This window comes from Streptomyces sp. NRRL B-24572 (genome assembly GCF_002156145.1).
Lineage (GTDB): Bacteria > Actinomycetota > Actinomycetes > Streptomycetales > Streptomycetaceae > Streptomyces > Streptomyces vietnamensis.
Genome location: NZ_MWIG01000072.1, coordinates 1 through 13,747, shown reverse-complemented (window position 1 = coordinate 13,747; position 13,747 = coordinate 1). Strand labels below are relative to the sequence as shown.

General features: G+C 71.1%; 9 protein-coding genes and 2 pseudogenes. 5 read left to right on the top strand and 6 right to left on the bottom strand.

Going from position 1 to position 13,747, the window contains the following annotated elements; all coding sequences use genetic code 11:
• Positions 1 to 16 precede the first annotated feature (16 nt).
• Positions 17 to 1,489: a bifunctional aminoglycoside phosphotransferase/ATP-binding protein gene (locus CCN56_RS04815; RefSeq protein ID WP_086823931.1), complete on the bottom strand. Its 1,473-nt coding sequence runs from the start codon at positions 1,487 to 1,489 to the stop codon at positions 17 to 19.
• Between the two features lie 103 nt (positions 1,490 to 1,592).
• Entirely contained in the window at positions 1,593 to 2,459 is an 867-nt protein-coding gene (locus tag CCN56_RS04810) for a universal stress protein (RefSeq protein ID WP_086823925.1), read from the bottom strand.
• 474 nt (positions 2,460 to 2,933) lie between these two features.
• On the opposite strand from CCN56_RS04810, the gene CCN56_RS04800 reads away from it, so the two are divergent.
• Positions 2,934 to 3,566 carry a hypothetical protein gene (locus CCN56_RS04800; RefSeq protein WP_086823921.1) on the top strand — a complete coding sequence of 211 codons (633 nt, stop codon included), beginning with the start codon at positions 2,934 to 2,936 and terminating at the stop codon, positions 3,564 to 3,566.
• A gap of 119 nt (positions 3,567 to 3,685) precedes the next feature.
• On the opposite strand, the pseudogene CCN56_RS04795 reads toward CCN56_RS04800, so the two are convergent.
• From CCN56_RS04795 to CCN56_RS41630, 3 genes and pseudogenes are all read right to left on the bottom strand, one after another.
• Positions 3,686 to 5,027: pseudogene (locus CCN56_RS04795) on the bottom strand (amino acid permease).
• A 411-nt stretch (positions 5,028 to 5,438) separates the two neighbouring features.
• Positions 5,439 to 5,720 (bottom strand): DUF1876 domain-containing protein, encoded by a 282-nt coding sequence (locus tag CCN56_RS04790; protein ID WP_256961755.1) that lies wholly within the window; start codon positions 5,718 to 5,720, stop codon positions 5,439 to 5,441.
• Positions 5,721 to 7,099: 1,379 nt separating this feature from the next.
• A pseudogene (locus CCN56_RS41630) lies at positions 7,100 to 7,231 on the bottom strand (aldehyde dehydrogenase family protein); the annotation flags it as partial.
• Between the two features lie 304 nt (positions 7,232 to 7,535).
• Here CCN56_RS41630 and CCN56_RS04780 point away from each other — a divergent pair.
• Positions 7,536 to 7,856, top strand: a complete 321-nt coding sequence (locus CCN56_RS04780) for a hypothetical protein (RefSeq protein WP_086823917.1) — start codon at positions 7,536 to 7,538, stop codon at positions 7,854 to 7,856.
• Between the two features lie 744 nt (positions 7,857 to 8,600).
• Here the strand turns inward: CCN56_RS04780 and CCN56_RS04775 are convergent.
• Positions 8,601 to 9,644: an Lrp/AsnC family transcriptional regulator gene (locus CCN56_RS04775; RefSeq protein WP_256961754.1), complete on the bottom strand. Its 1,044-nt coding sequence runs from the start codon at positions 9,642 to 9,644 to the stop codon at positions 8,601 to 8,603.
• A gap of 113 nt (positions 9,645 to 9,757) precedes the next feature.
• Here CCN56_RS04775 and CCN56_RS04770 point away from each other — a divergent pair, with 113 nt between their 5' ends.
• From CCN56_RS04770 to CCN56_RS04760, 3 genes are all read left to right on the top strand, one after another.
• Positions 9,758 to 11,008 carry an MFS transporter gene (locus CCN56_RS04770; RefSeq protein WP_086823915.1) on the top strand — a complete coding sequence of 417 codons (1,251 nt, stop codon included), beginning with the start codon at positions 9,758 to 9,760 and terminating at the stop codon, positions 11,006 to 11,008.
• Positions 11,005 to 12,312 (top strand): amidohydrolase, encoded by a 1,308-nt coding sequence (locus CCN56_RS04765; RefSeq protein WP_086823913.1) that lies wholly within the window; start codon positions 11,005 to 11,007, stop codon positions 12,310 to 12,312. Before CCN56_RS04770 ends, CCN56_RS04765 begins: the two co-directional genes overlap by 4 nt.
• 99 nt (positions 12,313 to 12,411) lie before the next feature.
• Positions 12,412 to 13,747 (top strand): amidase (locus CCN56_RS04760; RefSeq protein ID WP_086823911.1); only part of this gene is annotated, 1,336 nt, incomplete at its 3' end.

Genomic DNA, 13,747 nt, shown 5'->3' with positions numbered 1-13,747 from the left:
GCTTCTGAAACACGCCCTAGTCCGGCTCCATGTAGGGACGGCGGAAGACCAGGGGGCCGGTGTCGTGCGGGCGTACGGCTGCCAGCGCCTGGGAGACCGCGGCCTCCAGGGAGCCGCCGGTGTCGATCGCGACGGCCTCGGCCCACGGAGGCTCCCGGTCAGCGATCGCGAGCGCCACGTCGAGGTCGGCGTCGGACGGTCCGGCGGTGCGGCGTTCCAGGCGGGCCGCCGTCGTCTCGTCCGGGACCTGGCAGTGCAGGGCCACGAGGTCGGCGCCGGTGCGTTCGGCCATACGGTGTGCGGCTTCGCGCTGTGCGGCGTTCGACCAGGTGGCGTCGAGGACGACGGATTCGCCCCGGGACAGCAGGGTGGCCGCGCGTTCCAGCAGGGCCGCGTAGGTCGTGGCGGTCCACTCGGGCGTGTACAGACCCTCGCCGAAGGGGGCGGGAGCGGGCTGGTCGGCAGGGATGCCCGCGAGTTCCTTGCGCAGTCGGTCGCTGCTGAGCAGGGTGACGCCCAGGCGGTCGGCGAGTGCACCGGAGAGGGTGGACTTCCCGCTACCGGGGAGTCCTCCCACGAGGGTCAGCCCGACGGCGGAGGCGCGCAGGTGACGCAGGGCCGTCGTGATCAGTCGCCGTGCGGCGGGGCCGGCGCCCGGGGCGCCTTGGCGGGCCTGGATCAGGGAGACCTTGGCACGGACGAAGGCGCGGTAGGCGACGTAGTGATGCCGCAGCGAGGGTGGTGCGGGGTCGCCGGAGTACTCGCTGTACCGGGCGAGGAAGAACGCCGCCGATTCCGGGGCATCGAGCTGTTCGAGGTCCATGGCGAGGAAGGCGGCGTCGTCGAGGCCGTCGACGTAGCGCAGATGGTCGTCGAACTCCAGACAGTCCAACACGCGGGGGCCGTCGTCGAGGCAGAAGACGTCCTCGGCGAGCAGGTCGCCGTGCCCGTCGACGATCCGACCCTGCTCGATGCGCGTCTCGAACAACTTCTCGCGTCCGGCGAGATAGCGGCGGACCAGCCGCGCGATCTCTTCCACGCCGTCGGGGACATGGCCCTCTCCGCTCATCTCACGCACCTGCGCGAAGCTCGCCTCCCAGCGCGACGACAGGGCGTCCCGTGTGCCCTGCGCGTCCACGTCCGGTGTGCGGGGTGCACTCGCGTGACGGGTGGCGAGCAGCCGGGCGACGGACCGCAGAGCGTCGTCGACGACCGCACCATCTCGTACGAGCCGGGACAGGCGGCGCTCCTCCGGCAGGCGGCGCATCGCCACGAGGGGCTCGGGCGGCTCCGCGTCGGGGACCCTGATCTCGCCCACACCCAGGTAGACATCCGGGGCGAAGCGACGGTTGAGAGAGACTTCCCGCTCGCATGCGGTCCGCCGTGCCTCCACGGTGGTGTAGTCGAGGAACCCCAGGTCGACGGGCTTCTTGAGCTTGTAGGCGCGATCACCGACGAAGAACACGACTGCGGTATGAGTCTCGCGCACCTCCGCCCGAGGGAGCGCGCCGGTGTCAGAGGCGGTGCCAGGCCGGATCACGGCAGTGTGCTCCTGGCGCGCTGTCGCGATCAGCTCGTTCAACGGGGTCGGCTCAGTCATGGGGGACGACGGCGACAGGGCAGCGCGCGTGGTGCAGAGCGGCATGAGCCACGGGACCGAGGCGTGGTGCGAGCGAGGGGCGGCGCTTGCGCCGGCCGACGACCAGCAGACCGGCTCCCTCGGCGGCGCGCACGACAGCCTCGGCGGGGCTTTCGAGGCGGACGGCGTCGACCGGCTCCACGGCAGGGAACTTCTCGCGCCAGGGGCGGAGGACCTGCCCCAGCTGCTGATGTGCCTCCTCCGTGATCTTTTTGGTGACCTCGTGGTCCACTCCCCATGGAGTGTGCGCATGAAGCGGCAGACTTCGGCCATGGACGACCTGCAGCGGCACGTTGCGGGCCGCGGCGGCCTCGAAGGCGAAGGCGAGCAGGTCGTCGCAGGGGCCGTGCGGCTTCAGCGTGACCACGACGTCGCCAGAGGCGGGCGACGTGCCCTTTTCGTGGGGCTCGGGACGGACCAGCACCACGGGCCGCGTGGCCCGTGCCACGACGGCCATGCTGACGGAGCCGAGGAAGTAGCTCTCGGCGGACGTCGGTCCGCGCGAACCCAGCACGGTCAGCTCGGACTCCGATGCCGCCTTCACCAGGGCGTCCTCAGCGTCGTCGGCGACCAGGTCGCCGACGATCGGGAGACCCGGGTGCCGGGTCTGGAGTTCCGCCTGCGCCTTGCGCACGAGCCGCTTCGCCCAGTAGTTCTGATCGATCTCCGATGCGGCGCGGACCGGCTCGGGCGCGAGATTGGGCCAGACGTGCATCAGGCGCAGCGCGACCTTGCGCCGCTCGGCCTCGTCGGCGGCCCAGCGAGCGGCCGCCATGCCCTCGGGTGAGCCGTCGAGGCCGGCCGTGACGACTGGCTCCATGGCGACTGCCTCCCTCTCGTACGACGCTGGAAAGACGGACACGCGGACGTCGGCGTCCGAGGGCCGGAGTACGCCCCCCTTCCTCTCATTCGAGGAGTACCTCAGGTCCTCCCGCCGCGCATGCGGGCGCGACGTGACCCGGCTGGGCTCCGCTGCGGTGTCGCAGCTGTCGCGGAGGGAGCCGGTGGGGCCCCTGGAAGCCGTGCCCGTTCGGCCCCTTTCCGGGGCCGTCCAGCACTTGGAGAGCAGGCCGAAGGGCGCCAGGGTTGGGGATGACGGTCCATCCACGACGAAGGAGCGAACGGTCATGTCGACCGACAGGGAACGACGTCGCGGCTTCTTCCCCGAGTTCCCGGACGTCAGAGACCGGTTCGGCGACCTTCCCCTCCCCCATCCACCCTGCGAGGCCGACACCCTCACACCACGCTGAGCCCGTGCGGGGCCGGCGTGGTCCCTCCCACCTGGAGGTCCGCCATGCGCGACGGAACGACACCGACCCCCGGACAGCCGCAGCGCCCCCGGCACGACGGCCACAACGGCGACCATGCCGGGCCGGACGCCAACCCCCTGCGCCGTCCCTGCGACAGGACCCGTACCCGCTGGCACGTCGGCCTCGCCCTCGCGGTGCTCACCGCCCTGATCTGCGGCGCGATCGCCGGTGCCCGCATGTGGAGCGACGCGACACGAACCGCCCGCGACGAGGCCGCCCACCGCCACGAGGCCACCGCGACCACCCTCGCCCGTGCCACCGGCGCGCCGGCGGCTGCCCGCTTCGGTACGCCCACCACGCTCGTCGGCGCCTCATGGCGCGCGCCCGACGGCACACCGCGCACCGGCAAGGTCGCCGTCCAGCCCCGTTCCGCAGAGGGCACCACGGTGCCCATCTGGGTGGACGACGCCGGGGCGATCACCCACGCCCCGCGCAGTACGGCCGATGGCCGGTTCGCCGCCGTCGCAGGCGGAACCCTTGTCGCCGCGGCGCTCGCCGCGACCGCCGCCGGCGTGGTCGGGCTGCGGCTGAGGCGCACCGAGGCCGCCACTCTGGACGACTGGGAGAGCGAGTGGGCCGTCGTGGAACCGCTGTGGACGCACTGGGGGCGCACCTGAACCGGGCGGCAATCATGACCGTCGTCTGGGTTCTCGGCAGGTGGCGGACTTGACAGCCGCGAGCGGTGAAGCCGGGCGTCGCCGCTCGCGGTGAGCACGTGTGCTGGACACGTGTCTCCTTACCGGTGCGCCGGCTCCGACCGCCGATAGGAGTGTCCGAAGTGCACGCCCAGTCCGATCACGAACCACACGGCGAAGCGCACCCACGTCTGCCAGTGCAGGAAGGTGATGAGCCACAGCGGGAAGGCGACCCCGATCGCCGGCACCGCAGGCATCCCGGGCGTGCGGAAGGTACCCGGCAGCTCCGGCTGCCGGTGGCGCAGCACGATGACCGCCACACACCAGGACGAACGCCAGCAGGATGCCGATGTCGGTCAGTTCGGCCGCCGCGGTGATCGGCAGGAATCCGGCGATGAGTGCCGACACCGCTCCGACGATCCGGGTCACGCGTGTGGGAACGTGCCGTGTGGGATGCGTCTTCGCGAACCGCTTCGGCAGCAGTCCGTCGCGGCTCATCGCGAACCACACGCGGGTGACGCCCAGCATGAACGTGAACATCACGGTGAGGATGCCGATGATCGCACCGACCGCGATGACCTCGGCGATGCCGTCGAGCCCGACGGACTTGAACGCTGTCGAGAACCCGCTCTCCGGGTCGATCTCCTGGTAGTTCTGCATGCCGGTCAGCACCATGCAGGCCGCCACGTAGAGCACCATCGAGAGGGACGGCGAGAGGATGATCGCCTTCGGCATGTGGCGACGGGCGTCGTGGGACTCCTCGGCCGCGGTGCTCATGGCGTCGTACCCGAACACGGCGAAGAGGACGGTGGCGGCTCCGGTGAACGCTCCGCTGACCCCGAACGGGAAGAACGGGTGGTAGTTCGCGGTGTCGATGTGGAAGGCACCGACGCCGATGACGAGCAGGACCACGAGGACCTTCAGCACCACCACGGTGGTCTCGAAGCGCGCCGCCCTCCTGACGCCCAGATTCAGCGGGTGCGCGATGAACAGACACAGCAGGGCGGCGAACAGAACGACCCGGTGCCCGGTACCCGTACCGGGCGCTCCCAGCATCCACGCCAGCAGCGCGACGCCCGCCTCGCCGACCAGGAAGCCGAAGCATCCGGAGACGCCGATGGAGACGGCGGCCACGATCGCCGTGTACTCGAGCAGCAGATCCCAGCCGATGAACCAGCCCGCGCGCTCGCCGAGCACCGTGTACGCGTACGTGTAGGCCGATCCCGCCCTGGGGATCAGGCCGGCGAACTCGGCGTACGAGAGCGCCGCGGCAGCACTGGCCACGCCCGCGATGAGGAACGACACCATCACCGCGGGGCCGACCGGTGTGGGCTCGGTCAGGCGGCCCCGCATCCCTGGACCGATACTCGCCACAGACCAGCTCGACTCGGTCAGACCTCCGACCCGCGGCACCCTCCACGCCCTGCACTCGCGTGAGGTCATCGACCTCACCGCCCAGAGCGACGCCGACTTCGACCACACCGTGTTCGCCGACGCGCTGCACCGCGTCGGACGCCACAGCGATAAGCAGTTCGCCGTATACGGGATCGATCCACCCCCTGCTGTGATCAGGGAGTTCGCCTGCTGACGCAGCCGCCCGGACCAGGAACGCCCCCTGCACCTGCGGCTCGCCGTACCCCGGCGCCATGCCCGCCCGGCCTGCCGGGCCCCTGCGAGTGAGACCGGGCAGTTGCCTGCGCCGGGTCATTCGCCGGCCGATGTCTCGGTGCCGGGCCCGGCGGTGATCGGCAGTCCCCGCCGCCTGCGTGCTTCATGAACACCGTTCCCTCCCTGAGGGCCGGACGCCGCCGCGATGAGCGGACAGGCGGCCGCCGAGGGTCGGAGCCGTGACGGTCATCCTTGCAGCGGCGGTTCGTTGGCGTCGGCGTCGGCCATGCCGGAGCGCAGCAGCTGGTGGCCGAGGTCGACCAGTGCGCGTCCGGCCGCGTATTCGTCGCCGATCTCCGGTGCGGGAGGGTCGTGCGGGTTGCGGTGGGCTTCGGTGTGGCTCTCCAGCCGGTTGTCACCGGTGTCGAGGACGGCGTGCACCTTCGTGACGTCGCCCTCCTCGAAGAGGTCCACGCGCAGGGTCCACGTCTTGGTACGCATCGGCGTGTTCGTCGTCTGCTCGTTCATGTCCAGACCTGTCCTCTGAGGGAGTCGGTGAGGGTTTCGTCCCGGGGGGGCGAGTCGGGCCGGGGCAGCCGCCCGCTGTCAGGGCCCGTCGGCGTGGTGATCCCTGGTGGGCACGGGAACCACCTTCTTCGTCCGGAGTCCGTATCTCCAGCGTGAACGAGGCCGGGACTGTGGGACAGGGGCCGCCCGGCCCAAAGCGGGGCGGCGGTCGGACGTGGTTTGTGGGCGCCGCAGGCTCCGTCGCCGCCGTCCGTAGAGGGGACGGAGACGGAGCTCCCGTTCCGCCCGCTCGCGGAGGAACGGTGGGATATGGGCCGCCGAGGCCACCGTGAATGGGCAGTCGGGGACATGGCGGATTCACCGAGGCGCTTTCAGCCTGGTCACCGGGGCGGTGACGGGGCCGTTCGGCCTTGGCGCTGGGTGGGGGCGGGAGTATCGTGGAAATCGGCCTGCAGGGCGAGCGAGGGAGTTCGACCGGATGGCCCCGGGCGACGGGCGGAGGCTCCGCACGGGGCGTTTGTCGACGGTCGTGCTGAGAGGCTGGAAGGTCTGTGAGACCGGAAGGCGACCTCCATCACCTGATCCGGACAATGCCGGCGAAGGGAGCCCACCTTGCAGGTTTCCGTCTGCCCGCACGGCATTGCTGCCAGTCGCGATCAGCGACGGGACGGCGGAGCGTCCGAAGGACCTCGCCGAGCGCGAGCGCATGCCGCTTCGGTCATGGCCGGCCCGTGAAGAGCGGCGGACTCGTCGGCCCACCGAGAACGCCTGCGAGATCCCCGTCGGCGGTCCGGCGCGGAAACACGCGCGGATCAGCGCATCGACCTTGACGACGGCGCCGCCTCGACCGTTGAGTACCGCTTGCACCGGGCCGGCACCGGCGAGGGCGACCGGCCGTGCGGCGGCTTCTTCGACCGGCGCGGACCACCACCCGGCGTGCCCTGGAATACGTCGGAATGTCCGCCGTGCGGTGCGTCCGTGCAGACGATCACGTGAAGCCCTTCCGTCGGGCACCGAGCTCGGGCGTGCGGCCTCTCCGGTGCCTGGGCCCCGGTCGAGGCCGGTAAGGTGCGCGGGCACCAAGCCGATCAGAGGACTCAGCGCGTGACGGCGTTCCGGCACGGCAGGGCGGGCAGGCGACAGGCCCAGCGGGCCGTGCTAGCCGACTCCGGGGACGTCCGCGGCACCGTCCCGCTGCCCCGTGCCACCACGCCTGTCAGAGGGTTGCCGGCTGGCGCACCTGGGCGGGAATCTGGTCCGTGGCTGGGCCGGAGGCGAAAGCCGAGCGGTCGGGTCGACCACGTAACGTGATGGATCAGAGTCGGCCTCCCGGCTGACTCTGGTGAGCAATCTCCGTGCCGGCGCCCAGACTTGGGATGCTAGAAGAACCCAGTTTTTTTTGGGGAGTGACCCTGAAGGATGTTCTTCGTCTGCTGGTAGTGCTCCAGCATCATCTTGTGGGTCTCCCGGCCGATGCCCGACTGCTTATAGCCTCCAAAAGCACTGTGTGCGGAGTTTGATGAGAGTCCGTAGGCGCGGGACGTCGGGCCTCGCCGATGAGCCCCGGATTGACGGACGGCTTTGCGGGGCGCCTCGACGGCCCGCCGCGGCTGCCCCATGCCGGCGGGCTTGAAGACAGCGTTCCCGAGGGGGCGTGAGGGAGGACAGGGACGGGGTTTACGGGGACGGAGAATCGCTCCGACAGGTGAGGCGGGATCGTTTCCTTCGCGGCTGTTCGGGTGACGGTCATCGCGCAGGCGTATCCAGGCGGACACACTGGCCGTCCGTAAGGACGTCACCTGAGGGAACAATCGCATGAAGAACCTCCGAAAGGCGCTGGCTGTCGCCGTCACCGCCGCGGCCCTGTCCACCGCGTTCGCAACGCCCGCTCAGGCGGGGCGGGGAACTTTCGCCTACTACGTGGACGGGTGGTTCGGGGGATTCGAGTTCAACGATCCCGAGGACGGTCGCTGCTACAACACGATGTCCGAAGCGCACGGGCCGGCCAACCACACCGACCGGCTTGCCGTCCTGTACCGGGGTACGGACTGCGACGACAGTGCGGTCGTGGCGTTTCTCGAGCCGGGCCAGAGCGGTCCCGATCGCTTCGGTTCGGTCAAGTTCCTGGTCAGGTGAGACGGCGCGAGGTGTGGAGGAGCGCCCGGCCAGGGTGCGTCCCGGCCGGGCACCCTCTCGGCGCCTTCGGTGTCGGCTTCTGCGATCCGCTGAGCAAGACGGCCGAACAGCGCAAGGCCGAGCTCGCTGCCGACCGCGAGGAGCCGGCCGTGAGGAGCCGGCCGCAAGCGAGGCCGCGGTGACGGAGACCGCCGCGTGGGCTGCGCGAGAACGTCACGCCGATCATGCCCCGCACTGCCGGCAGCCAGAGGGTGCCCGGTTTGACCACGGGCCTCCGCGACGGGTGTCAGGCGCTTGGCGCGTGCGGGCGGACGCTCAGCGCGCCAGCCTGGACGTCCAGGTGAACATGCTTGATGGAGCGCGGAGGCGGGGCAGAAGGGCTGCGCGCTCACCCGACGGGAAACGATCGCCCCGGGTTCGGGAAGCGGCAGTCTCCGTCGTAGTCGGTCATGCCTCTGCGGAGAGGCGTTCCTCAGGGCTCTCCGGCTCGCGGAGAAGTCCAGGGCCGGTGCCGCAGCTGCCGTTGCGTCGATCGACCTGCCGGGCTCGGGTACCCAGAAGGGCGGCCGTCAGCCGTGGTGACCTGGGCCGTCTTCGCGCCGGCCTTGCCGTCGGTGTTGATGGTGACTGCAACCAGACGCTCGGTCCTGACGCTTGTGGAGCGCGTACGGAACCAGCGTGAGTGGCCGTGGATTCGGCCGAGGTCCGGTTTCCGTCGCCCGGCTCCTGCCGTCTCTCGGGGGGTCACACTCGTGGCAGTGCGAAGGGGACGTGCCCGGTGGCGAGACCGGTGGTGCCGAGGAGGCGGCCCATGCGTTTGCGGGAGTGCAGGAAGACGGTGCGATCACTGACCTTCAACTGGGGGAAGCGTTCCGCGAGCTGCGCCTCGAAGGGGTCGATGGCGTGCAGGCCGCGGAGCCACGCCATCACGAGGAGGTTGTCGGAGCCGCTGACGGAGACGGCGAGGCGGACCGCCTCCATCCGGGCCAGCGCGTTGCCCGTGGCCGCGAGGTGGGTGTGGGGGACGGCGGTGCGGTAGAGCACCACCGTCGAGAGCCCCGCGAGGGGATGCGCCAGGTCGCAGCGGAAGGTGATGTCGCCGTTCCGGATCATCCGCTGGAGCCGGCGGCGGGCGGTGTGTTCGCTCATCCCGGCCGCCGCCCCGAGCTCGGTGTAGCCGAGGCGTCCGTCGACGCCGAGAGCGGCGAGCAGGGCCTGGTCCTCCGGAGCGTGAGGGTGATGCATGCGGGCGCTGTACACGGTCGAGCCCGAGGTCCGCGGAGCGGAGAGTTCCGCGTGCCCGGCGGGCTCCATGGCCCGCATCCGCCAGTCGCCGCCTTCGCTGTACAGCGTGATCCCGAGGCGCGTCCGGGTGGACCGAACGCCCTTCAATCCGCCGATCAGGCCGTGCACCGACCGACCGAGGGACGGCAGGTCGGCAGCGGCGACGGATGCCAGGAGGTCGAAGTCACCGGCGGTCTCGTCGACGCTGAAGACCCAGGGCATGTCGGCCAGGGCTCGGCTCACCGCTTCGAGCGCCCGCGGCCTGCACCGCACCTCGACATAGGCGACGGTGGCCGATTTCGCCGCGTCGTACGCGGTGACCCAGGCCAGACCGTTCGCGCGCAGCCGTTCCCAGCGCCTGGCCACCGTGGTCGCGTCCACACCGAGCGCCCGGCCGATCTGCGACCACGGCGCCCGGGGAGCGGCCTGCAAGGCGTCGACGAGTGCGAGGTCCAGTTCGGAGAAGCGTACGTCCGCAACGGCTGAGCGGGAATCGGGTGCCACAGCGCCGTCCCTGATGCTTTCCTGCAATTGTTCGGTGGTTCCGGTCACAGACCGGATGGTAGGGGCACTTCCGGCCGATGCCCAGTTTCGGCCATGGCGATGAGGAGTGCCGCGTGTCTGCTCCGTCCCCGCAATCCGCCCGGAGAACCGTCCGGATCACGATCGTCCTGTTGTTCGCCGCTTGGCTGGTCGACTATGCCGACCGGCTCGTCATCAATCTGGTCCTGCCCTCCCTCGGCGCCGAGTTCGAGCTCGGTCGCGGGCAGCAGGGCCTGATCGTCTCCGCGTTCTTCCTCGCCTATGCCCTCGCCCAGATACCCGGCGGGATGCTCGCCGACCGGTACGGCGCGCGCCGGGTCACGCTCTGGGCCCTGCTGGCGTGGTCCGTGTTCACCGCGCTGACCGGTTTCGCCTGGTCGTTCGTCGTCCTGCTGGTGCTGCGGTTCGCGTTCGGTGCCGCCGAGGGCGTCTTCCCGCCCGCCTCGCTGAAGGTCCTCGTCGAGCGGACCACACCGGACGAGCGGATGGCCGCCAACGGTCTGATCATGAGTTCCAACGCCGTCGCCGGTGTCCTCACCCCGCTCCTCGCCGCTCCCCTGATCGCGGCCTTCGGCTGGCGCTCGGCGTTCTTCTCGGCGGCGGCGCTCGGCGTCTTCGTCCTGGTGGCCGTACGGATGCGGCTCCCCGCCCCGCTGCCCCGTACGGAGCCGGTGACAGGCACGGTCCGCCCCGGCGCGGGCGGTGTCCTGAGGCTGGGCGTGGTCTGGCGCTTCAGCGTCATGATGTTCGGCTACAGCGCGATCGTCTGGGGCTTCAACACCTGGATCCCCTCCTACCTCGGCGAAGAGTTCGGAGTCTCCCTCACCACGGCCGGAGCACTTGTCGCCGTCCCGGCCCTCGCCGCCGCCGGGGCGATCGTCCTCGGCGGTCGGATCTCGGACCGGCTCGGCGGCCATCACCGCAAGGTGATCGTCCCCGGCATGACCGTGGCCACCGTCGCGCTGCTCCTGGTCGCCTTCTCGTCCTCGCTCACCGGCTTCGTCGTCTTCGGCACACTCGCCTCGGTCGCCGTCGCTCTCTGCTACATGCCCATCCTCGCCGTCCCACTGAGCGGACTGGCGCCGGAGCAGGTCGGTGTGGGCAGTGCGGTGATCGTCCTCGGCGGCCAGGCGGCCGGCATGGTCGTCCCACCTGCCGTCGGCGCGCTCGCAGACGCCTTCTCCTTCCAGGTGGCCTTCGCCTCCCTGGTCCTCGGCGCCGGCATCGCCGCCGTCATGGCTCTCCTGACCCCTCAGGACGCCGCCTCCTTCCGGACCGCCACCGGCGCGTCCCACCTTCCCGAGCCCGCAAAGGAGTCCTCATGACCGCCGCCTCCCTCACCCGCCTGCTGGCCGCCCTACCCGACCGGCTGCCCGGCCTGCGCGCCGTCTACGAGGACCTGCACGCCCACCCGGAACTGTCGTTCCAGGAGTTCCGCACGGCCGGCATCGTCGCCGACCGCCTGCGGCAGCAGGGCTGGGACGTCACCGAGGGCGTCGGCGGCACCGGAGTCGTCGGAGTCCTGGTCAACGGCGAGGGCCCCGTGGTCCTGCTCCGCGCCGACATGGACGGCCTCCCGGTTCAGGAGCGGACGGGACTGCCGTACGCCTCCCGGGCGACCGCCGTCGACGGCGAGGGCAACGAGGTCCCCGTGATGCACGCCTGCGGCCACGACATGCACGTCACCTGTCTCCTCGGCGCCACCGCTCAGCTGGCCGCCGCCCGCGGGGAGTGGCGCGGTACGGTCGTCGCCGTGTTCCAGCCCGCCGAAGAGGTCGGCGGTGCGCCGGCGATGATCGAGGACGGCTTCCTGGAGCGCTTCCCCCGCGCCGACGTCTGCCTCGGCCAGCACGTGGCCCCTGCGCCCGCCGGGTTCGTCGGCACCCGGCCCGGACCGGTGATGGCCGCCTCCGACAGCATGCGGGTCCGCCTCTTCGGCCGCGGCGGACACGGCTCGACGCCGGAGTCGACCATCGACCCGGTCGTCATGGCCGCCGCGGTCGTCATGCGGCTGCAGACGATCGTCTCCCGGGAGACGGGGGCGGCACAGACCGCGGTGGTGACCGTCGGCTCGCTGCACGCGGGCACCAAGGAGAACATCATCCCCGACACCGCTGACCTGCGGATCAACATCCGCTCCACGACCCCCGCGGTACGGGACCGGGTCCTCGCGGCCGTCGAACGGATCGTCCGCGCCGAGGCCGCCGCCTCCGGAGCCGAGAAGGACCCCGAGTTCACCGGCCTCAACTCCTTCCCCGTCACCATCAACGACGGGCCTGCCACGGGCACGGTACTGACGGCGATCGCCGACGTCCTCGGCCGGGAGCGGGTCTTCACCCTGCCCCAGACCCTCACCGGCAGCGAGGACTTCGGTGTCTTCGGCACCGCCCTCGGCGTCCCCTCGGTCTTCTGGCACTTCGGCGGCGCCGACCCCGCGCTCTTCCGGGACGTCGACCCCGAAGCGCTGCTGGCGGACGGCCTGCCCGACACGATCCCCGCGAACCACTCGCCGCACTTCGCCCCTGTGCCCGACCCCACCATCCGGATCGGCGTGACGGCCCTGCTCGCGGCAGCCGCACCGTGGCTGTGCCACGAGGACGCCCGAGCCGTCGGCGACCCGAACGACTGACGTACAGCTCCCGGCCCCCGTACCGCACCTCCCCGCGCTCGTCCGTCCTCCCTTCCTCCTCTCCCTCCCTCCGCCCCGGCTTTCCGGAAAGGCTTCCGCATGAACGTGTACGACTCCGGATCCGATCTCGTCTACCTCAGCGCCACCGAAGCCCGACGCCTGTTCGAGGCCCGCGAGCTGTCTCCCGTGGAGCTGATGCACGCGGTGATCGACCGAGCCGAGCAGACCGAACCGGTCGTCAACGCCTTCACAGAGCGGCTCTTCGACGAGGCACTCGAGCAGGCCCGGCACGCCGAGGACCGCTTCCTCGGCAAGGGTGGCCTGGCACCGCGCCCGCTGGAGGGCATCCCCGTCGCCACCAAGGAGAAGCACGCCATCGCCGGGCGCTCCCTCACCGAGGGCTCGCTCGTCCACGTCGGCACCACGGCGACCGAGAACGCCCCGGTGATCGACCGCATCCTGGAGGCCGGCGGCATCATCCACGCCCGTACCGCGACCCCCGAGTTCTCCATAGCCACCTTCACCCACAGCCGTCTGTGGGGCGTGACCCGCAATCCCTGGAACCCCGAATTCACCCCCGGCGGCTCGTCCGGCGGCGCGGGCGCCTCCCTCGCGGCGGGCACCACGCTCCTTGCCTCCGCCTCCGACATCGGCGGTTCCACCCGCATCCCCGCGGCCTTCACCGGCACCGTCGGTTACAAGGCCCCCTACGGCCGGATCCCCGGCGTCGCACCGCTCTCCGCCGACCACTACCGCGGGGACGGCCCCATGGCGCGGACGGTGGACGACTGCGTCGCCTTCGCCAACGTCCTGGCCGGCCCCGACACACGCGATCACGTGTCGCTGCGCCCGAAGCTCGTCCTGCCGACCGAGTACGACACGGTCGAGGGCATGCGTGTGGCGCTGTGCCTCCGCCTCGGCGCGTACGACGTTCACCCGGAGGTCGAGGCCAACACCCGGGCGGTCGCCCGTGCCCTCACCGACGCGGGCGCGGTCGTCGAGGAGATCGAACTGTCGTGGACCAAGGGCGACCTCCTCCTCAGCCTCGCGGCGCACTTCGCCACCATCTTCGGTGCCGCCGTCTCCGAGATCGAGGCCGAGCACCGCGACCGGATGTCGGCCTACGCGGTGGCTTTTGCGGACACCATGGCCGTCGCCCGCGAGCGCGTCAGCTATCTCGACGGCCTGCGTGTCGAGACCCGGCTGCAGCGCGAGCTGGGGGAGGCGATGGTGCCCTTCGACGCACTGATCTGCCCGACGACGGCCGTGCCGGGCCTGCCCGCCGGAGACGATCTCCTGGGCCGCCTTGTGGTGAACGGCGTGGACCACGGCGAGCCCCTGTGGGCGTGCATGACGGCCCCCTTCAACATCAACAATCGCTGCCCGGTCCTCAACGTTCCCAGTGGCCGCTCCAGTTGGGGCGTTCCCACGGGCG